We start from the raw sequence: 20,369 nt of genomic DNA, 5'->3' as shown, positions 1-20,369 counted from the left end.
ACCTTGGCTGCTGTCTGTCTCCCGAGAGACACTTTGATATTTGAAAGAAGGTTCGCCGTTGAGCCCATTTCTTCTAGGTTGCTGGCGTGAGATGCGGCGACGCGGTATAGCCAAATTAGGATGAGCGAGGGCTTGCCGCGCAACCGCTCCCCCGATTCCCAATTTGGTCAGCAAGGAAAAGCTAGGAGTAGCTCGGGTGCTGAGAGAAGCCCAGCCGCGTGAACTCTTTAAACTCGCACAAATTTCCGATGGTCAGGTCCGTTTGGCCACGATCGTTCGGCTGCGTTGGATTGCGGTCGTCGGCCAGCTCTTAGCGATCCTGGTCGTTGCTTTCGGGCTGAAGTTTCCGGTGCCGCTCGCGCATTGTCTGACATTGATCGCTCTGTCGGCATGGCTCAATGTTTTCTTGTCTATCCGGCTTCCCGGCAGCCATCGACTTTCCCCTCCGGTCGCTGCGGCGCTGCTGACCTATGACATCCTGCAGCTCAGCGCTCTCCTGTATTTCACAGGTGGAATTGGCAATCCTTTCGTGGTCTTGATCGTGGCCCCTGTAACCGTTTCGGCGGCCACGCTACCGACTCGCTTCACGATTTTTCTGGGGCTGATTGCGCTGCTCGCAACCTATTGGCTGACCTACGATTACTGGCCGCTGCCCTGGTATCAAAACCTCAAGTTCGAACTTCCGGTGCTCTACAAGTTTGGCATCTTCACTGCCATGGGGGCCGGGATGACGTTCATCGCGCTCTATGTGCGCCGCCTGGCGAAGGAAGGGCGTGAGATGTCGGCAGCTCTTGCCGCGACCGAATTGGTGCTCGCGAGTGAGCAAAAACTGCATGCCCTCGATGGGCTTGCGGCTGCCGCGGCCCATGAGTTGGGAACACCTCTATCCACGATCGTGCTTGTGACGAAGGAACTCGAACGCGAGTTCGGGCCTGATCACCCTCACGCTGAGGACATTGCACTGCTGCGCTCGCAGGCGGCGCGTTGCCGTGAGATTCTGCAGACATTGACGCGTAAACCCAGCGCCTCCGACCCCATGCACGAAACCCAGTCGGTCCGCGAATTGGTCGACGAGGCGGCCTCGCCCTATCTCGAATTCGGCAAGCAGCTACGTATTATTGCGAGCCCGATGGAGGCAGTTGAAGACGACGCCGTTGCCAAACAGCCCGTTGGGGCACGACAACCCGGCGTTCTTTATGGTGTACGCAATATTATTGAAAATGCTGTCGATTTTGCTGCTTCGCGGGTTGATGTCACGGCCAGTTGGGATGCCGACCACGTCGTCCTTGAAATTTCTGACGACGGACCCGGCTTCCCGCCCGAACTCTTGAACGCGCTGGGCGACCCCTATCTCACGACAAAGAGCCAAAACGCCGCCCGCCGGAGTAGCAAAACCTATGGATTGGGATTGGGCTTTTTCATTGCCAAAACGCTGCTCGAACGCTCTGGTGCGACTGTGGAGTGCGGAAATCGCACGGCTGACAAGGGAACTGGAGCTATTGTTAGGATAACATGGCCGAGGTCGTTTTTTGTAGCCCCAGCAACTTGGGCGCAATCAAGCTCTTGAAATTACGTGACGATAGCTGTTTATCTGCATTGAAACCATGAACAAGAATGGCGGACACCATATTTGTAGGCCGGGATTTGGTCGCGCACGAAACTGCGTTATAGTACCGCTGATGAGAAGGACTGAAAGCCAGTGACCGTGAACGAGGATCTGTCGTTTCGCCAGGACGAACTGCCGGAGGACGTGTCGTTGGTCATCGTTGATGATGACAAGGCGTTCTTACAGCGTCTGGCCCGCGCCATGGAAGGCCGCGGTTTCAATGTCCGGACGGGGCATTCCGTTTCGGAAGGTATCGATCTGATCCGCCAATCGAGCCCAGCGTTCGCTGTCGTTGATATGCGGCTCGATGACGGTAACGGGCTTGATGTCATTGCTGAGTTAGCGCGTCTACGCCCTGATGCACGCGCCATCGTGTTGACCGGTTATGGAAACATCGCGACGGCCGTTACGGCCGTGAAGCTTGGTGCTGTAGATTATCTGGCGAAGCCCGCTGATGCTGATGAAGTAACAGACGCGTTGCTCGCCCCCGCCAACACCCAGGCGCCGCCACCAGAAAATCCAATGTCAGCAGACCGCGTGCGCTGGGAGCATATCCAGCGGGTTTATGAGCTTTGCAATCGCAATGTCTCGGAAACGGCACGCCGACTGAACATGCACCGCCGTACGCTCCAGCGTATTCTCGCGAAACGCGCGCCCAAGTAAGGCTGGAAAGTTAGCTGCGGGCTGCGTCTGCGCGCGATACGAGATCGGGATCTGCCAGAACGGATAGTCGTTCAGCTGCGGTTCGCGCGAACCGCAGCATCATCGCTTTGCGCCTGGCGCCGGACAGCGTTTGCGTGAGACTTTCGCGGACGATCTCGCCGCCGAACCGGTCGGCGATGATCAGACCGGCTTCCTCCGGCAGCACATCCACAGGAAAATCGCGTCCCACGGCGAACCATAAGCGGTCGCAATAATCCCAGTAGCTTTGCCACTTCTGGTCGGTCCGAAAATCATTGAGGCAGGATTTGATCTCGACGATCCAGATCTGCCCCTTGTCGGAAACGCCCACGACATCGGCCCTACGACCATTCGCAAGTGGCAATTCAGTAACCGCGGAGAGTCCGCTTGCACGCAAAGCGCGAATGGTCCCACGCTGGATATCAGCCGCCGCAGGCGATTGACGCCCATCACACGGTGGTTCGCTTTTTGGCGAAAATGGGTGTCTCGCCGCAATTGTCATTTAGACGCCATCCCCAAGTGCAAACGGACTTCATCAATTTGCGCAGCTCCGCTTTGGGCTGCGCCTATTCAAAACGCGTGAGGCGCGGCTGCGTCGTGTCCCAGAAGACCACGGGAACACGCTGCCGCTAGGACGAAAGCTGCGGGACGTACGAGGGCTGGAACAAAACGCATGTTCTTTAAACGCGAGAGAAAAGACAAGCTTAAGGTCGTAGAGGCCGCGACACCGCCGCCGGCGCCCCCCCCCGCCCCGCAGGAAAGATCTGAGCAACGTTCACAAATCGCGTCCGTCCACCGCTTACCCGCGATCCGGCCCGCCACCGCGTCAGCAGCGGATCTGCGCCGAACGACCAATCCGCAAACGTTAGGTTTCAAGACAACATCTGAGTTGGAACCCCCAGTGGGGCTGCTGGGGCAGGACCAGGCACTTCAGGCTATCGCCATCGGGGCCAGCATCAAAACGCGAGGCCACAATATTGTTGTCACCGGCGCCGAGAGCCTTGCGGACGTTGCCGCAATCCGGGCCCAGATTCAAACCATAGCTGCCAAGCGCCCGCCGCCGTCTGATTGGGTCTATGTTGCGAATTTCGCTGACGGGCAGGCGCCAACAGCACTGCAATTGCCTGCTGGCCTTGGCTCCGTGCTCGCAACCTCAGTAAATGACGCCATGAGCGAAATGGGCAGCGCCATTCTTTCAGCATTGCGTGGCGACAGCTATCAGGCCCGCTGGCGTGCCATCGATGCAGAATTTCAGGCGAGACACCAGGCAGGTCTTGAAGCCCTGGCACGAACCGCCGACTCACACAGCATCGCTCTTTTGCGCACGCCCATGGGTTACGCCGTCGCCCCGGCGCATGATGGCAGTGTGGTGCTGCAGGAAACCTTCTCCAATATGCCACCGACGATGCAGGCGGATGTGCGCGCCCACATCACGGCGCTCGAAGCGGACCTCGCAGAGCTTCTGGAAAAAGCACCGCAAATAGATCGTCAACGCCGCGCGCGTTTGACGAAGCTCAATCGGGAGGTGATAGCCAGTATTGTTCGGGCTGCGCTTTCCGAACCGCGTGAGCTATTTGCTGAGCATCCGGAGGTTTTGGAGTTTTTTTCTGGAGTCGAAGCGGATGTCGTCGCCAATGCGAACCACTTTTTGCCGACGATCGATCTCACGGATATTCTCGACGCGGATCTGTCGAACTCAATCGATGAAGCCCGCTTCGACCGCTACCGCGTAAATGTTTTCGTAAGTTGGGCGTCTGACGCGAATGCCGCGCCCGTAGTCCAGGAGCCGGCGCCGAACGCCACGAGCTTGTTTGGCAGCGAAATAGCGAGCGGGACTTTAGCCCCGCATATGCGCCTCGTACCCGGTGCGTTGCACTATGCGAACGGCGGGTTTCTGTTGCTCGACGCGCGCGCCTTGACGGCATCAGGCCAAGCCTGGCCGGGGCTGTTGGCCGCGTTACAGGCAGGGGCGGTTTGTTCGGCTCTGGCGGGCGATGGCTCCTCTTCCTCAACATTAGCGCCCGCGATCCCGCTCGACGTCAAAGTTGTGCTGCTGAGCGATGCCGAGCATCTCGCACAGATCCTGTCCGTCGATCCGCGCTTTGCGGAGCTATTCAACGTGCGCGTGGCGTTCGCGGACGTTGTCGAGCGGACCCCCGAAACGGAGCGTGCAATGGCCCGCACGATAGCCGGGCTGATTGGACGCGAGGCCGTTGAACCACTGGAACCCGGCGCAGTCGCGGAATTGATTGAGTTGTCCTCGCGCAACGCGCGCGATGCGGGTCTATTGTCGTTGTGCGTGCGCGATTTCGCCAGCATTCTACACCACGCGAACGCGCGAAGAGCGGCCGCGTCACGCAAGCTTATCAGTCGTGACGATATTGTTGAGGCCCGTGCGGCTCAGGGCTCCTCCAGCGGGAGCGCGAGGAAGACAGCCTCATTTCCTGAGCCAGCAGCCATTGGAAGCGTCGTGGGGCTTAAGTCCGATGGCGCGGGGCCGCGGCTCCAGCGCGTTTCAGCCCGGGTCCTTCCCGCTTTCGCACGAGCAGACACGCTCGACGTCAAAGTCCTCACCGGTGTATCGGGCACGCGCGAGGCTGGCAAAGTGATCGCATACCTGGCGTCCGAGTTCGGCCACCGGCATCGCATCGCGCTTTCCGCTCTCATTGATGGTGAGAGTGCCAGCTGCGAGGAAGAGAGTTGTGCGGAATTGGTTGCCGTTCTCGCGGCAATTGGCGAATGGACCCTGTCGTCGTCGATAGCCATAGCTGGAACCTTCGACCCATCTGGACACGTCCGACCGACGGGCGACGTGAGCACCGCAATCGAGGAGTTCTTTGACGTCTGCCGCGCAGCCGGTTTCAACAGTGATGCGGGTGTGGTGATCCCTAAAGCCAATCTCTCCGGCCTGATGTTGCGTAAGGACATCGTCGATGCTGTCGAAGCCGGTACGTTTGCTGTTTGGCCTGCTGCGACCGTCACTGAATGCGTTGCAACCATAACGGGACTTTCGGCAGGATATCGCGAAACCGACGGTGGGTTCGCTGAGGGGGACGCCTACCGGCACATCGACGATCAGCTTCAGCAGCTCAATCAACGCACTAAATCACAATTTGCCGTACCGCCGGTTGAGACGGAGCCCCGGCCATGATCGTGCACGTCGCCGAGGCGGGGGAAGCGCGAGGTCGCGTCGTCCTTCACTGTGGCTACAGCCCGGCGGCAAACGATGCCGCCCTTAAGGTAGCCTTACACATCGCCAAGGCTTACCGCTCCGAACTTGAAGGCTTGCTCGTCGAAAACCGGCAGATTTTAGCGCTCGCCGGTCACACATTCGCGCATGAGATTGCCCTGGCCGATGGGGCTGTCCATGGGCTGGATGCTGGCGATCTGCAGCGTCAACATCGCGCTCTCTACGAGGCAGAGCGCCGCCACATAACCAAGGCAGCGACTGTTGCGGGCGTTGAGGCGCGGGTTCAGACAGTACGCGATGACGACATTGCAGCACTCGTTCGCTGTTGTGCCGTCTTAGGTCCGTGGAATGTGGTTGTTCTGTCGGAACCTATGGATGGCTCTGGCAGCGAAAAGATCGGTCGCATCCTCGACGCCGTCCAGGATGCGACGGGCGTTGTGACCGTGCCCCGCAGAGCGCGCCTTTCAAAGGGCCCCATCGTTGTCACCGTCGAAGACGAAGACCGGATGTCTACAATGCTGCGGACGGCCGAACGCCTCGCGGCTATCACGGGGGCTGAGATCAAGCTCCTGCTGACCACCGCTGGAGACGATGAGCTTCATTGGCTAGAGGCCCAGGCGCGGTTGCTGGTTGCCGACAATAAACGCTGCAGCATTATGTTGAATGATACGACGAGCGCTCCGGCTTCTTCCATCGCGGGACGCGTAGGTGCCATGTCCGCGAGTTTCCTCATCGCGAAGCACGGCGGGTCGGTCCTGCCTTACGAAGATTGCAGATCGCTCACGTCCGTCCTGCGCTGTCCCGTTTTCTGCATCAGGTAGTTTTCGTTTTCAGCGCATCTTTTGAGCTGCCATGCAGGAAGCTGGTGTCGCTTCCCACGATGAGCGGATCAACGGTCCCGATCGCCTTGGCGTCCTTATCCTCGTAGTCATGCCGCGAGAGGATATAGCGGATTACCTCTAGCCGCGCGCGGCGCTGATCGTTGGATCGGACAACGGTCCATGGTGCCATGTTGATATGGGTAAAGCGAAACATCTCGTCTTTCGCTTCTGTATATTCGTCCCAGAGATTGACCGCGGCCTTGTCCATATCGCTCAACTTCCATTGTTTGAGCGGATTATGCCGCCGTTCATGGAAACGCTTCAGCTGCATTTCCCGCCCGATCGTTAAAAAAATCTTGTGAAGACATATACCGTCGCGCACGAGCATGCCTTCGAACTGCGGAGCTTCCCGTAAGAAATCGGCGAGTTCGTCTTCTGTGCAAAACCCCATGACGCGCTCAACGCCGGCGCGATTGTACCAGGAGCGGTCGAACAGTACGATGTCGCCACGCGTTGGCATGTGTTTGGCGTAGCGCTGAAAATACCATTGACCACGTTCTGTCTCATTCGGTTTTGACAAAGCGACGACCCGGGCGTGCCGAGGATTGAGGTGCCGCGTAAATCGCCGAATGCAGCCGCCCTTGCCCGCTGTGTCACGCCCTTCGAAGACAATGACGAGCCGCATCCCTGTTTTTCGGACGTGCGTTTGCAGTTTGACCAACTCATAATGCAACGCGTCGAGTTCAGCGTCGTAGACTTTGCGTTTAAGCGGCGTGTCGTAAGGATATCCGCCGGACTTGAGTGCGATCTCGTTAAAGCCGTCCGGAAGGTTGGGTTGTTCGATATCGATCGCCACCGCCGGTTTATTCATTTCATCTTTTCCAGTCTTGGCTCGCGCGACGATCTTTTTTCCTGTCATCTTAAGTTTACCACTTCTGTAATCCGACGTTCGCCTGTCATGTTGGTACTTCACAATGGTCGCTTCGGTCTGTGTTCGCGGCCAAGACCTTGATTGGAAACGAGGTTAGCTAGGACTTTAAGCCATCCAAAGTTGAACTATGTCTTGGAATGAGATGAAACGATATCGAAATACAAGCCAACCGCGAGAGCGGGTTAACGGTTTGCGACCCAACGAAAGTTTAAAAAATGCTGTCGCCACGTAATCTTGCACTATTGCTGGCTACCGTTGTGGCCACCCTATGGTGCATCTTGTCGACCGGCACCGGTTTGGAGGGCATAGCTTTCGCAGCAGCTATTTTCCCGCCCGCACCGAAAAGTCTCGAAAGCGGGGAAGAAGAAACCTCAAACGACTCAGGAAACTACCAGTCCTGGCGCGCAGTCATCGATGCGCTGCCCGTTGCCGCTCTCGCACTGGACGCGGACAACATCATCGTTCACCACAATGCACTAATGACGGACTTGTTTCCAAGGACGCGCGATGGTCTCGCCCTGTCGCAAGTCTGTCGCAATCCCGAATTGATGGACGCGGTCGGCGAATACGGCAATGCGCCGACGGCCAGTCCAGAGCCTGTCGTTGTGCATCTCGTAGATCGTGTTCCGGTAAATCGCCGCATCCAGGCAACCGTTTCGGTACTGTCGCGCGCCAGCCGCGACCCGACTTTGCCAGCATTGCTCGTAACGTTTCGGGATCTGACGCAACAGGACAAGATCGAGCAAATGCGCGTCGATTTTGTTGCCAACGCGAGCCATGAATTGCGCACACCTCTCGCGTCATTGCTCGGGTACGTCGAGACCCTTCAAGGAGCTGCACGCGACGATGCTAAGGCGCGGGAGCGCTTCCTCGGCATCATGTGGAAGCAAGCGCAGCGCATGACGCGCTTGATAGATGATCTGCTGTCATTGAGCCGCATTGAGATGCGCTTGCACTTGCCTCCCAAGGATGTTGTCGACCTCAACGAAGTCGCGACCTACATCGTGCAAACATTCGAACCTTTGGCGACGCCCCAAAAAATAGCCATTGAGCTGAACAAGCTCGAAGGTCCCGCCCGCATACAGGGCGAAAGAGACGAAATTGTTCAAGTTCTTCAAAATCTTGTCCAGAATGGTGTCAGATACGGCCGCGAAGGCGGGTATGTGCGGGTGTCCGTTACGCGTGAAAAAAGCCAAGGGAACCGTGCGGCACGCCTCAAAGTTGATGTCGCTGACAACGGCGTGGGAATCGCGCCCGAACACCTGCCGCGTCTAACCGAACGCTTCTACCGGGCTAACGTCACGTCGAGCCGGGAAAAAGGCGGGACCGGCTTAGGCCTTGCAATTGTTAAGAATATTGTGCTTCGCCACCGTGGCCAATTGCGCATCGCTTCCAACGTTGGTGAGGGTTCGACCTTCACGGTGATCTTTAATGAACTAGGTCCGCAAGAAACTTGAAAACATCGGGTTTTCAAGCGCCTGAAAAACGCAAAATAAAACAACTATTTATGCTGTCATAAAACCTAAGTACCCCTGGAGTACGACTCGCCCTGCCGGCGCAGAGGGCGCTGGGCGAGATCGGCGGTTCGCCGGTTCCGCAGTTACCCCGGATACTCAGGGAGATCAGCGTGAACAATAAGTTCTTCGCCATGACGGCAGCAGTTGCTGTCGCTGGCTCATTCGCGTTTGCCAATGCGGCTTCGGCACGCGACCAGGTTCAGATTGCGGGTTCGTCGACGGTTCTGCCTTATGCGAACATCGTTGCCGAGCAATTCGGCAAGACCTACGACAAATTCAAGACGCCGGTTGTCGAATCCGGTGGTTCCTCAGCTGGTCTCAAGCAGTTCTGCCAGGGCCTTGGCGAGAAGACGATCGACATCGCGAACGCTTCGCGCAAGATCAAAGACGCCGAAGTGAAGGCCTGCGCCGAAGCTGGCGTTAAGGACATCATGGAAATCCGCTTCGGTTATGACGGCATCGTTTTCGCGACGGACGCGAAGGGCGACGCCTGGGCGCTTGAGCCTAAGGACGTTTATCTGGCTCTTGCTGACAAGATTCCCGTTGACGGCAAGCTCGTAGACAACCCGAACAAGAAGTGGAAGCAGGTCAACGCAAAGCTCCCTGATTGGGACATCGTTGCTTATATTCCAGGCGAAAAGCACGGCACGCGCGAAGTCTTCGAAGTGAAAGTTATGGAAGAAGGCTGCAAGGCTTCTGGCGCTTACGACCTGCACAAGGCTGCCGCTGGCGACGACGAGAAGAAGGCCAAAAAGGCAGCTGAGAAAGCTTGCTTCAAGGTCCGTAAGGATGGCGGCACGGTCGACATCGACGGTGACTATACCGAAACGCTCGCACGTCTTCAGTCGAACCCGACCGGCGTTGGCGTGTTCGGTCTGTCGTTCTACGAGAACAACACCGACAAGCTGAAGGTCGCTACGATGAGCGGCATTGAGCCAAACGTTGAGACGATCTCGACCGGCAAGTATCCGGTTTCGCGCCCGCTCTTCTTCTACGTTAAGAAAGCGCACATCGGCACGATCCCTGGTCTCAAGGAATACGTCGAATTCTTCACGTCGACGAAGATGATCGGTCCTGACGGCCCGCTCGCTGAGTACGGTCTCGTTCCAATGCCGAAGAATGAACTTGATGAGCTGCAGAAGGCCGTCAAGTCAGAAGAGATCATGTAATTCGCCGGGAGGTGGGGCAGGGCTGCCCTGAGTAGCTTGGCCCCGCCTCTGGCGATGTCTGACATGGCATTTCGATCCGGGTCGCTGGCTGGTTAAGTCGCGGCCCGGGTTGACCCGGGTAAGAGACCCGAATGGGAAAAGTGAAAACGATGGCGAAGGCATATTTTGCACAGGGGGTCGTGTGTCTACCTCGATGATCCTACTCGGATTGCTGATAGCAGCAGCCCTTGCTTACATCGTCGGTATCGTCCGGTGCCGCGCTTCTACAGGCGGTGATGTCGCGAAATTGCATTCGCGGACCGGCTATTATGGTTCCTACCTTGCGATCTGGACCGTTCTTCCCGCACTTTTCTTAACGATCATATGGGCTGCCGCAGAGCAGCCAGTCATCCGCCACTTGGTCGAGACCTCATTGCCGGCGCACGCTGCCGGGGTAGAGAACGATGCACTGATGTCGCTGACATTGGGCCGCATTAATTCCGTCGCCGAAGGCCTGCCAAAACTGTCTCAGAGTGAATTCAAAACCATAGAAAATGCCCGCCTCGGGTTTACGCCCATGTTAGAGGCGCAACGCCTACTGCAGGAAAAAGGCGTGATTCTGGGGGCGGAGCCTGAACCCTACATAATCTCTGCGGCCTACGACGAGGTCATCTACAGACATACGAGCAGCTGGTTGATCACTGGCCTCGCCGCACTCGCCGCATTGGCTGGATTTGTCTACGGCTTCACGCAAATTAGGCCACGCCTGCGGGCCCGAAACACAGTTGAAAGGGTGGTTCTCGCGGCCCTTATCGGAGCCTCGACGGTCGCGATTCTGACGACTGTTGGGATCGTGTTCTCGGTGCTCTTTGAAACGATCCACTTCTTCCAATCTGTCCCCACTTTCGACTTCTTCTTCGGAACTGTCTGGGACCCACGCTTTACGTCCGCAGGTCGCGAAGGTGGTGCCAGCGGTCAATTCGGCCTTCTGCCCTTGCTGTGGGGCACGCTCTTCATCTCCTTTGTGGCTCTGGCCGTGGCGGTTCCCATTGGGCTGTATTCGGCGATCTACATGTCGGAATACGCCGGACCGAAGTTCCGTGGCTTTGCCAAACCGCTGCTTGAGATCCTCGCTGGCATCCCCACCATCGTCTATGGCCTGTTCGCATTGATCACGTTCGGACCGTTCCTACGCGACACAGGCGCCATGGTGGGTCTGGATATTGCCGCTTCGAGTGTGCTGACGGCGGGCATCGTGATGGGGATCATGATCATCCCCTTCGTCTCGTCGCTGTCCGACGATATTATTTCCGCAGTGCCACAGTCGCTGCGCGAAGGATCATACGGCCTTGGCGCGACGAAATCGGAAACGATCCGCAAGGTCGTCCTGCCTGCTGCTTTGCCAGGTATTGTGGGTGCGGTCCTCTTGGCGGCGTCCCGCGCCATCGGCGAGACGATGATCGTCGTGCTTGCCGCTGGTATCGCGGCGAACCTCACGCTCAACCCGTTCGAGTCGGTGACCACAATCACCGTCAAGATCGTCAGTCAGTTGACCGGTGACCTTGAGTTCAACAGCCCGCAAACGCTGGTTGCGTTCGCACTCGGCCTGACGTTGTTCGTGATCACGCTCGCCCTTAACGTCTACGCGCTCTATATCGTGCGCAAATATCGGGAGCAGTACGAATAATGGCGACGACACAGGATACCCTGCACGCGGCCGCCGACGGTCGTAAGCTCAATGATCCGGCTATGCTCAAGCGCCGCTACGCAGCGGAATGGCGGTTCAAGGCATACGGGCTCGGTGCTTTGGGCATAGCGCTCTTCTTTCTCGTGGTGCTCTTCTACTCGATTATCTCTCAAGGCTGGACGGCATTCCTGCAAACGAACATTAAGCTGGATGTCGCGCTCAACGAGGCGGACTTTCAGGACGCAGATGGCCAAATTACTGAACAGTCGATCCGTGTAGCCGACTACACGAAGATGGCGCGCGACGCCCTTCAGAGTACGCTCGGTCTGGAAAGTCCCACACGCCCAGAGAAGCGAGATTTGCGCGGTCTGCTGTCTCGCGGCGTTGATGTGCAGATCCGCAACAAGATCGAATCGGATCGCAGCGTGATCGGTCAGACCGTGCCCGTCTGGGTTCTCGCCAACGGTGAGGTGGATGCCCTTATCAAGGGCTCGATCGATCGCAACACCCCCGAGGAGCGTCGCCAGCTCAACAACAAGCAGTTGGCGTGGATCGACAAGCTTATAGCCGAAGGGCGCCTGGAGAAGCAGTTCAATACAGGCCTCTTCACTTATGGCGCATCTAGCCAGCCGGAAACCGCCGGCCTCGCCGTCGCGCTTATCGGCTCATTCTTCATGATGCTGATTGTGGCACTCGTTGCGGTTCCCATCGGTGTAGCGGCCGCAGCCTACCTGGAAGAATTCGCGCCAAAGAACACGTTTACCGACATCATCGAGGTTAATATCAACAACCTCGCTGCGGTCCCGTCCATCGTGTTTGGCCTGCTCGGATTGGCGGTTTTTATTAACTTTATGGGCCTGCCACGATCAGCTTCCCTGGTCGGAGGTCTCGTGCTATCGCTCATGACACTGCCGACCGTGATCATTGCGACGCGCGCCGCTATTCGCGCTGTGCCGCCATCAATCCGGGAGGCTGCGCTGGGTGTTGGCGCGTCGAAGATGCAGACCTTGTTCCACCACGTACTGCCGTTGGCGCTGCCCGGTATTCTAACGGGAACCATCATCGGTCTTGTTCAAGCGCTTGGTGAGACTGCACCGCTTCTGATGATCGGCCTCGTGGCGTTCGTTGTCGACTATCCGACAACGCCCTTGGACCCGGCGACGGCTTTGCCGGTGCAGATTTACATGTGGGCGAGTTCCGCCGAGCGCGGGTTCGTCGAGCGAACGATGGGCGCGACGATTGTCCTGCTGATGTTCCTCTTCGTGATGAACGCAGCGGCCGTCTACCTGCGGCGCAAATTCGAACGGAAATGGTAATTGAGATTGGCGGCTGATATGGAACAGATTGCAACCAGCGCAACGGCGGAAACCGCACCTATGAGCGGCGTCGCCAACGGCGAAGCTCCAAAGGTCACGGCGCGTGATGTTTGCGTTTTCTACGGTGCCAAGCAGGCTCTGTTTGATGTAAACCTCGACGTTCCGCGCAACTCCGTGACGGCGCTGATTGGCCCCTCGGGCTGCGGTAAGTCAACGTTCCTGCGCTGCTTAAACCGCATGAACGACACGATCCCGATCTGCCGGGTAACTGGTAAGATCGAACTCGATGAGCAGGACATCTACGATCGCGATCTCGACGTCGTGGAGTTGCGCGCCCGCGTTGGCATGGTCTTCCAGAAACCGAATCCATTCCCCAAGTCGATCTTCGACAACATTGCGTATGGGCCGCGCATTCACGGCCTCGTTCGCGACAAAACCCACCTCGAAGAGATCGTTGAAACGAGCCTTGAAAAGGCGGGTCTCTGGAAAGAAGTCAAAGATCGCGTCCATGAGCCCGGTACGGGTCTCTCGGGCGGCCAGCAGCAGCGTCTCTGCATTGCTCGCGCCATCGCCACGACCCCAGACGTTATCCTCATGGACGAACCCTGTTCGGCACTCGACCCGATCGCAACAGCGAAGGTTGAAGAACTGATCCATGAACTGCGCCAGAACTACACGATCGTAATCGTGACGCACTCCATGCAGCAGGCGCGTCGCGTCTCGCAGAAGACGGCGTTCTTCCACATCGGTTATCTCGTGGAAGTGGGCGATACAGAGCAGATCTTTGAAAACCCGCAGGACAAGCGGACTCAGGATTATATCATGGGACGCTTCGGCTAAGCCTAAACTGGCCGGGAACTGACCCGCGATATTGGCGGCGAGACCCCAGGGGGGTGGTTTGCCAAAAGGAGAAGAGCGATCATGGTCGGCGATTCATCGCAAACCGTGAAATCTTACGAAGAGGAGCTTGCCCTCCTCGACAAATCGATAGCCCAGATGGGTGGCTTGGCTGAGCACGTCCTCGGCCTTGCCTTCGATGCGTTGGAGCGGCGTGACCCGCATCTCGCCGAGAAGGTGGTCGAAACCGATCGGCAGATCGACGCCCTCGAGCGGGGCATCGAGGCGAAAGTCGTCGCGATGATCTCCCGGCGTCAACCGAGCGCTGGGGAACTCCGCCATATCCTCGGGGCCATGCGTATCGCGAGCGATCTCGAACGCATTGGCGATCTCGGGAAGAACATTGCAAAGCGCGCGCACGCCATCGCCAGTCAGCCCCATCCCAAGCCGTTGATCACGGGGCTGCGTCATATGGTGGAACTCGCGCTCAGCCAGCTTAACGACGTTCTCGATGCCTACGCGGAGCGCGATGCCGAGCGCGCGCTTGCGGTCTGGCGCGATGATGAGAAACTCGATGCTGTCTACAACTCTTTGTTCCGCGAACTCCTCACCTACATGATGGAGGATCCGCGCAACATCGGGATTTCCACGCATCTTCTGTTTGGCGCTAAGAACATTGAGCGCGTTGGAGATCACACAACCAATATCGCTGAGACCATCCAATTCTTGGTCAGCGGCGAGGCCATATCCGACGATAGGCCGAAGAGTGACGACACCAGTACGACGCTGATCACGAGTCAGGGTGCAGTAAACGGGTCGCATACCTAATCGCTCAATGACCGGAAAATTGGATCATGTCAGCTAAGGTCTTGATCATAGAAGACGAACTTCCGCTTGCTGAACTCCTCCGTTACAATTTGGAAGCCGAGGGCTATCGGGTCAGCCACGCCGAAACCGGTGAGGAAGCAGAGATTATGGTCTCTGAGGAACTGCCCGATCTCATGGTTCTGGATTGGATGCTACCGTCAGTGTCAGGCATTGAGCTGTGCCGTCGGATGCGGTCCAAAGCCGAGACGCGTAACGTCCCCATCGTCATGCTGACCGCGCGCGGCGAGGAAGCTGACCGCATTCGTGGTCTCTCTACCGGCGCCGACGACTACGTGGTCAAGCCCTTCTCGCTTCCTGAACTGATGGCACGCGTGAAGGCCATTCTGCGGCGAGCTGCACCGGAACGGACGGCCGAGGTTCTTCGCGTAGCCGAGGTCGAACTCGACCGTGCCGCCCACAAGGTGTCTCGCGGTCTTCGGGAAGTTCGCTTGGGGCCGACGGAATTTCGCCTCCTCGAATTTCTTATGGAAAGTCCCGGGCGCGTCCTCTCCCGTTCGCAATTGCTGGATGGCGTCTGGGGGCGCAACGCCTTCGTCGATGAGCGGACCGTTGACGTCCACATCGGAAGATTGCGCAAAGCGTTAATCCGCGGCAAAGAGCGCGACCCTATTCGCACGGTGCGCGGCGCTGGATACGTGTTCGGTGAGCGCACAACCAATCGCCAGTTTCACTTTTGACGAAAGATTGCAACGCGGGACCAACATCAGGATGATGCGGGCTCCCGTGTGGCACATTATTGATTGCTTTTTAATTTCAATGCCCAGGGCAGGTGCGCCCGGCGTCTAAAGCCGTTTATTAGCGGCAATCAGCAAGCTTCTTTTCCGCCTGAATGCCCAATGAACACCATATTGCACGCGGGTTCAGTCGATCTCTGCCATTTTTCTCCTCCATGATCGTCGCCGGTAACCATGAGGCGCACTTTTTGTTCGTTCGGGACGCTGGTCATCAGTCGGAAATTCTGCGCCAGCGACGGAAATCACCATACCTCTGACGTTAAGCAGAGCGAAAGTGATGGAGGGGAAGGAAATGCGGCTGATAACCCGCGCAATTTCGGGGCTTATGATCGTCGCCGTTACCTTGGGACTATTGGGGGTCGCGGGGTGGCGTGTGCATTCAGTGATGACGGCCGAGAAGTCAGGCCGCAAAATGCAAGCCCGAGAGCGCGAGTTTTCCGTGCAAGGCGGTCAATTCGAAGCGCAAGATTTAACGCCAGTCATTACTGCATACGGCCAGATTCACGCGTGGGAGACGCTGGAAATCCGGGCCGCTGCGTCCGGGCCAATCACTGAGATCGCTGACAATTTCCGCGACGGTCGCGCAGTCGAGGCTGGTGAATTGTTGTTCCACATTGACCCCGATACGGCGCAACGGCGCGTCACCGACGCCGAGGCTGCCCTTATGCAGGCGCGCTCCGAACTCGCCGAAGCCGAGGCCGCTTTAAGCTACCTGCGAGCCGACGAAAATCTCGCCCGCACTCAACTTGACGTTCGGAAAGCGGATTTAGAGCGCAAGCAGCAACTCCATAAGAAAGATATCGTAACAGCCGCCACGCTGGACGAGTCGACAATGGCGGTCTCATCCGCTGAACAGTCGCTCGCGGCGAAGACGCAGGCAATTGTAGCGGGTGAAGCTCTCAATGATCGCGCACAAAAGAACCTCGAGCGCGCTGGCATCGCATTGAAGGATGCCGAACGCGCGCTGCGTGACACAAGCTACCGCGCACCCTTTGCCGGCCGTTTGACATCGGTCGCAGCCACCCTCGGCCGCCGCGTCTCGCAAAACGAAAAGCTAGCCGACCTTATTGATCCCACCGCTCTGGAGGTTTCTTTCCGCGTGCGCAACAGCGAATTTGCGCGCTTAATTGATCCGAACGCGCCAGATAGGATCCTCCGCCAGCCCATCAAGGCACGTCTGGATCTGCAAGGCTATACGGTCGAAGTTGAGGGCGTTCTCGATCGGCCTGCTGCCGTCGTTGACATCAATCAGGGCGGGAGGACTGTGTTTGCGCGCTTGAAGGGCGTCGCATTGTCGGCGTTGCGTCCAGGTGACTTCGTCACCGTCGAGGTTTTTGAGCCAAGGCTACAGAACGTTGCTCTGGTTCCTCACTCCGCTGCCACTGAAGATGGGCGCATGCTTATTATCGAGGGTGATCGCCTCGCAGAGGTCAAGGTCGACATTAAACGCCGTCAATCGGACGGTCTCATCATCAGCGGCTTTCCAGCGGATAAGAGCTACGTGATCACACGCATGCCCTATCTTGGTCCCGGCATCAAAGTGAAGCCACCAAGACGGCAACCGAAGGACGGCAGCTCAGATCCGATCGCGGCCCTACCTCAGCCCGACAACCTGGTCGCACTGAGCGAAGAGCAACGCGTCGCCCTGATCAAGCATGTCCGCAGCTCCACGCGCATGTCGGAACAGCGTCGCAAGGAAACAATTGAGGCACTGTCCAACGCCACCGCGCCGAAGGACCTGGTTGATCGCCTGCAGCGGCAACTCCAGCGTCGGGAGAGCCGCTCATGAGCGCGCACAATGCACCTCACGATCGCGGCGGCATGAGCAACACCGGCTTTATTGGATACTTCGTACGGCACCGCACAGCGGCGAACCTTCTCCTGACGCTTATTGTTGTCTGTGGCGTCGTGGCTGGGCTCCGTATCCGTGCGCAGTTCTTCCCCGATATCGCCATTGAGACCGCGACCGTAAGCATCGTTTGGCGCGGCGTCGGTCCCAAGGAAATGGATGACGCGATTGTCGCGCGCGTCGAGCCGAAATTGCGGGCCATTGAAGGCGTCAAAACTGCAAAGGCCGTCGCGCGAGAAGGCGCAGCATCATTCACGCTCGAATTCCAGCCCGGTTGGGACATGGCAACCGCCATGGACGAGGTGAAAGCGGCTGTCGACGAAGTGCGCGACCTGCCTGAAGACGCCGAAGAACCGGTCATCAAGCGCAAGCGTTGGCATGACACGGTCACCGACGTCGTAATTTCTGGCGACGTTGGCATCGGATTGCTTGAGCGTTACGCCGAACAGCTCAAGACGCGATTGTTCCAACTGGGAATTACCAACACGGAGATCGACGGGATATCGGACCCTGAAATCCGTATCGACGTTCGCCCGGAAGCGCTCGAGCGTTATGGCATCACCCTTCAAACGGTTGCGAACGCCATCAAATCTGAGACCGGGACGCAGCCCGTTGGAGAAATCCACAAAGGTGCTGCACGGATACGCACAGCCGCACAGGAATTGACGGCCTCTGCGGTCGGCGCCGTCGCGGTGCGGTCGTTGCCCGATGGAACGAAACTCCGCGTTGCCGACATTGCGAACATTATCGAAGAAGGTCTTGATCGCGAAATCGCCATGTATCACCAGGGTGTCCCTGCCGTGGTGCTGGACATCAGTCGCGATGCCAACGGCGATGCCATCCGCATGCAGCGTCAAGTGGAAGCCGCGATCGCAGAATTTCAACCGACGCTTCCGGAGGGCGTAAAGGTCTTCCTCGCACATCCGCGGGCGCAACAAATCATCGACCGTCTTGACCTGCTGATTGACAACGGCATCACCGGCCTGGCCATCGTTGTCGTATTGCTATTCCTGTTCCTCAACGCCCGCACGGCGGTGTGGGTGGCCGCGGGCATCCCCGTCGCGATGGCGGCAACCGTGGGCCTGATGTACGCCTTCGGCTTCACCTTCAACATGATCTCGCTGTTTGCGTTGATCATCTGCCTCGGCATCGTTGTCGACGACGCCATCATTATCGGCGAGCACTCCGACCACCTCGCACGTAAGGGGCTCTCGCCTGCGGTGGCTGCCACAACGGCGGCAGAACGCATGCTCGCGCCGGTGTTCTCAGCTGCGATCACGACCGTCATCGCTTTCGGTGTGCTCTCCCTGATCGGGGGACGCTTTGGCCGCATGCTCTCGGATATGCCGTTCACCGTTGCGGTCGTTCTGCTGGCAAGCCTGATGGAGTCGTTCCTGATCCTGCCAGCCCACATGCGGCACGCCTTGATGCATACAGGTCAGCGCTCTTTCATCGACCTGCCGAGCGAATACGTAAACCGGGGCTTTGCATGGTTTCTCGAACGCGTATTCCGGCCATTGATGCGTATCGTGATGACGTTGCGTTATCCCGTCGTCGCCGCTGCCGTCCTTCTGCTGGCTTTCTCGGTGACGGCGCTGATGGATCGTACAGTGACCTGGCGCTTTTTCTCATCGCCGGAGCGCCCGACCGTGCGGGCCAACCTCGCGATGACGGAAGGGGCCACCCGCGCCGACACCCGGGCGATGATTGCCGAACTGGACCGAGCGTTGAAGGCGGTGAATGACCGCTATGAGAAGGAGTACGGCACGGCTCCCGTGAAAATGGCGCTCGCTAAACTCGGCGGGAATACCGGGCGCGGCTTGAAGGGGGCGGACACGAAGGAACCCGATCAGTTGGCCGGCTACGATATCGAGCTGATTGATCCGGATCTGCGTCCTTATTCCGCCGCTCAGTTTATTGCCGACTGGGAAGCGGAAGTCCGCCCGACACCATTCTTGGAGACACTCGCTTTACGCGGGGACCGATCCGGGCCGGGCGGCGATGACATCAGCGTCCTTCTCGCTGGATCTGATGAAAACGTCTTGAAATCAGCCGCAGAAGCGCTGAAGGCCAGCCTCGCGAGATTCCCTGCAGCCACCGGCGTCGAAGACGATCTGGCATATGATAAGCCAGAACTCGTCGTGACCTTGACGCCGAAAGGCGAAGCATTGGGCTTCACCACAGAGACGGTGGCCCGGGCATTGCGCGAACGCCTCGACGGTATCGAGGCCGTCACGCTGGCACGCGGATCGCGCGAGATTATAGCCAGGGTTCGGCTGTCCGACGCCGACACAGGCCGAGATTTCTTGCATCAAGCCTTTTTGCCCATCCCCGATGGCGGTTTTGCTCCGATCAATGAGATCGCCACGATCACGGAATTGCATGGCTTCTCATCAATCCGCCGCGAGAACGGTTTGCGTCGCGTAACCGTCTCCGGTGATCTCCCTGATGATGCCGTCGCCGCGGAAGAAGTCATGAGAGCTTTGCGGGATGAAATCCTTCCCGGGATCGCGGGCCAGTTCGGTGTGGAGTGGTCCATGGGAGGGCTAGCCGAGCAGGAGGGAGAGTTCTTCACCGAGGCTTTGACCGGTTTCCTCCTGGCGATGGTGGGAATTTACGCCGTGTTGGCCTGGGTGAACGGGTCCTGGACACGTCCCGCTACCATAATGCTCGTTATTCCGTTCGGCCTTATTGGCGCGATTTGGGGGCACTGGCTGCACGATGTCCCGATGAGCATGTTTTCGGTCGTTGGCTTGATCGGGATGGCGGGTATCATCATCAATGACTCCATCGTACTCGTAACGACTGTTGATGAGCGTGCCACGCGCCAGGACATGACGAGTGCAATCGTCGACGGCACGTGCGACCGCTTGCGGGCGATCTTCCTGACAACGGCAACAACTGTTGGCGGTTTGGCTCCGCTGGCGTTTGAAACAAGCCGGCAAGCCTTGTTCTTGAAGCCGACGGTGCTGTCACTCGGCTATGGGCTTGGCTTCGGCATGTTGCTCGTGCTGCTCGTCACGCCGTCCATGCTGGCGATACAGCATGATATCGGCATGAGCCTCAAGAGCTTCCGGCGCTATGCAAAGGTTCGCCGCCGGGCGCGCAGCGGAGCACGCTTGGCGCGGGTCGCCAGCTGAGCGATGCGGCCGATCCTTGAATAA

The 20,369-nt window shown here is 58.2% G+C and carries 15 protein-coding genes; 13 read left to right on the top strand and 2 right to left on the bottom strand.

What is annotated here, in order from left to right; translation table 11 throughout:
- Window positions 1-196: 196 nt before the first annotated feature.
- Window positions 197-1,567, top strand: a complete 1,371-nt coding sequence (locus BLS30_RS04330) for an ActS/PrrB/RegB family redox-sensitive histidine kinase (RefSeq protein ID WP_244512360.1) — start codon at window positions 197-199, stop codon at window positions 1,565-1,567.
- Between the two features lie 132 nt (window positions 1,568-1,699).
- Window positions 1,700-2,269, top strand: coding sequence for an ActR/PrrA/RegA family redox response regulator transcription factor (locus tag BLS30_RS04325; RefSeq protein WP_046477370.1), 570 nt, complete (start codon window positions 1,700-1,702; stop codon window positions 2,267-2,269).
- A 10-nt stretch (window positions 2,270-2,279) separates the two neighbouring features.
- On the opposite strand, the gene BLS30_RS04320 is transcribed toward BLS30_RS04325, so the two are convergent.
- Window positions 2,280-2,789: an MmcB family DNA repair protein gene (locus tag BLS30_RS04320; protein WP_046477371.1), complete on the bottom strand. Its 510-nt coding sequence runs from the start codon at window positions 2,787-2,789 to the stop codon at window positions 2,280-2,282.
- A gap of 171 nt (window positions 2,790-2,960) precedes the next feature.
- Here BLS30_RS04320 and BLS30_RS04315 point away from each other — a divergent pair, with 171 nt between their 5' ends.
- Together BLS30_RS04315 and BLS30_RS04310 are read left to right on the top strand one after the other, a co-directional pair.
- Complete coding sequence (locus BLS30_RS04315) at window positions 2,961-5,438, top strand: AAA family ATPase (protein ID WP_090226820.1); 2,478 nt, start codon at window positions 2,961-2,963, stop codon at window positions 5,436-5,438.
- Window positions 5,435-6,298 (top strand): hypothetical protein, encoded by an 864-nt coding sequence (locus BLS30_RS04310; protein WP_090226817.1) that lies wholly within the window; start codon window positions 5,435-5,437, stop codon window positions 6,296-6,298. The genes BLS30_RS04315 and BLS30_RS04310 overlap by 4 nt, the downstream gene beginning before the upstream one ends.
- Here BLS30_RS04310 and ppk2 read toward each other — a convergent pair.
- A complete protein-coding gene (gene ppk2, locus BLS30_RS04305; protein ID WP_090227408.1) occupies window positions 6,291-7,169 on the bottom strand; it encodes a polyphosphate kinase 2 in 879 nt (292 codons plus the stop codon). The two genes, BLS30_RS04310 and ppk2, sit on opposite strands and share 8 nt — an antisense overlap.
- Before the next feature lie 275 nt (window positions 7,170-7,444).
- Here ppk2 and BLS30_RS04300 point away from each other — a divergent pair, with 275 nt between their 5' ends.
- The 9 genes from BLS30_RS04300 (at window position 7,445) to BLS30_RS04260 (ending at window position 20,345) form a co-directional block, all read left to right on the top strand.
- Window positions 7,445-8,686 (top strand): ATP-binding protein, encoded by a 1,242-nt coding sequence (locus BLS30_RS04300; protein WP_090226814.1) that lies wholly within the window; start codon window positions 7,445-7,447, stop codon window positions 8,684-8,686.
- A 191-nt stretch (window positions 8,687-8,877) separates the two neighbouring features.
- On the top strand, window positions 8,878-9,915 hold the full coding sequence (locus tag BLS30_RS04295) for a PstS family phosphate ABC transporter substrate-binding protein (RefSeq protein WP_046480045.1): 1,038 nt from the start codon (window positions 8,878-8,880) through the stop codon (window positions 9,913-9,915).
- Window positions 9,916-10,096: 181 nt separating this feature from the next.
- Complete coding sequence (pstC, locus tag BLS30_RS04290) at window positions 10,097-11,581, top strand: phosphate ABC transporter permease subunit PstC (RefSeq protein ID WP_090226811.1); 1,485 nt, start codon at window positions 10,097-10,099, stop codon at window positions 11,579-11,581.
- Between the two features lie 62 nt (window positions 11,582-11,643).
- Window positions 11,644-12,897: a phosphate ABC transporter permease PstA gene (gene pstA, locus BLS30_RS04285; RefSeq protein WP_244512375.1), complete on the top strand. Its 1,254-nt coding sequence runs from the start codon at window positions 11,644-11,646 to the stop codon at window positions 12,895-12,897.
- Between the two features lie 60 nt (window positions 12,898-12,957).
- Complete coding sequence (gene pstB / locus BLS30_RS04280) at window positions 12,958-13,737, top strand: phosphate ABC transporter ATP-binding protein PstB (protein WP_046480047.1); 780 nt, start codon at window positions 12,958-12,960, stop codon at window positions 13,735-13,737.
- Between the two features lie 81 nt (window positions 13,738-13,818).
- Entirely contained in the window at window positions 13,819-14,562 is a 744-nt protein-coding gene (gene phoU, locus BLS30_RS04275; protein ID WP_046477375.1) for a phosphate signaling complex protein PhoU, read from the top strand.
- 26 nt (window positions 14,563-14,588) lie between these two features.
- The gene (phoB, locus tag BLS30_RS04270) at window positions 14,589-15,299 is read left to right on the top strand and encodes a phosphate regulon transcriptional regulator PhoB (RefSeq protein WP_046477376.1); all 711 of its coding nucleotides are present in this window, start codon (window positions 14,589-14,591) and stop codon (window positions 15,297-15,299) included.
- A 349-nt stretch (window positions 15,300-15,648) separates the two neighbouring features.
- On the top strand, window positions 15,649-17,145 hold the full coding sequence (locus BLS30_RS04265) for an efflux RND transporter periplasmic adaptor subunit (RefSeq protein ID WP_046480048.1): 1,497 nt from the start codon (window positions 15,649-15,651) through the stop codon (window positions 17,143-17,145).
- Window positions 17,142-20,345, top strand: coding sequence for an efflux RND transporter permease subunit (locus BLS30_RS04260; protein ID WP_210183999.1), 3,204 nt, complete (start codon window positions 17,142-17,144; stop codon window positions 20,343-20,345). The genes BLS30_RS04265 and BLS30_RS04260 overlap by 4 nt, the downstream gene beginning before the upstream one ends.
- Window positions 20,346-20,369: the final 24 nt, after the last annotated feature.

The organism is Filomicrobium insigne (assembly GCF_900104305.1).
Taxonomy (GTDB): domain Bacteria; phylum Pseudomonadota; class Alphaproteobacteria; order Rhizobiales; family Hyphomicrobiaceae; genus Filomicrobium; species Filomicrobium insigne.
This window is presented reverse-complemented; position numbering and strand designations above follow the sequence as displayed.

Coding starts and splice junctions, on each gene's coding strand:
- BLS30_RS04320 (WP_046477371.1), bottom strand. CDS start 2,789: ATGACAATTGCGGCGAGACACCCATTTTCGCCAAAAAGCGAACCACCG.
- BLS30_RS04315 (WP_090226820.1), top strand. CDS start 2,961: ATGTTCTTTAAACGCGAGAGAAAAGACAAGCTTAAGGTCGTAGAGGCC.
- BLS30_RS04310 (WP_090226817.1), top strand. CDS start 5,435: ATGATCGTGCACGTCGCCGAGGCGGGGGAAGCGCGAGGTCGCGTCGTC.
- ppk2 (WP_090227408.1), bottom strand. CDS start 7,169: ATGAATAAACCGGCGGTGGCGATCGATATCGAACAACCCAACCTTCCG.
- BLS30_RS04300 (WP_090226814.1), top strand. CDS start 7,445: ATGCTGTCGCCACGTAATCTTGCACTATTGCTGGCTACCGTTGTGGCC.
- BLS30_RS04295 (WP_046480045.1), top strand. CDS start 8,878: ATGACGGCAGCAGTTGCTGTCGCTGGCTCATTCGCGTTTGCCAATGCG.
- pstA (WP_244512375.1), top strand. CDS start 11,644: ATGCTCAAGCGCCGCTACGCAGCGGAATGGCGGTTCAAGGCATACGGG.
- pstB (WP_046480047.1), top strand. CDS start 12,958: ATGAGCGGCGTCGCCAACGGCGAAGCTCCAAAGGTCACGGCGCGTGAT.
- phoU (WP_046477375.1), top strand. CDS start 13,819: ATGGTCGGCGATTCATCGCAAACCGTGAAATCTTACGAAGAGGAGCTT.
- phoB (WP_046477376.1), top strand. CDS start 14,589: ATGTCAGCTAAGGTCTTGATCATAGAAGACGAACTTCCGCTTGCTGAA.
- BLS30_RS04265 (WP_046480048.1), top strand. CDS start 15,649: ATGCGGCTGATAACCCGCGCAATTTCGGGGCTTATGATCGTCGCCGTT.
- BLS30_RS04260 (WP_210183999.1), top strand. CDS start 17,142: ATGAGCGCGCACAATGCACCTCACGATCGCGGCGGCATGAGCAACACC.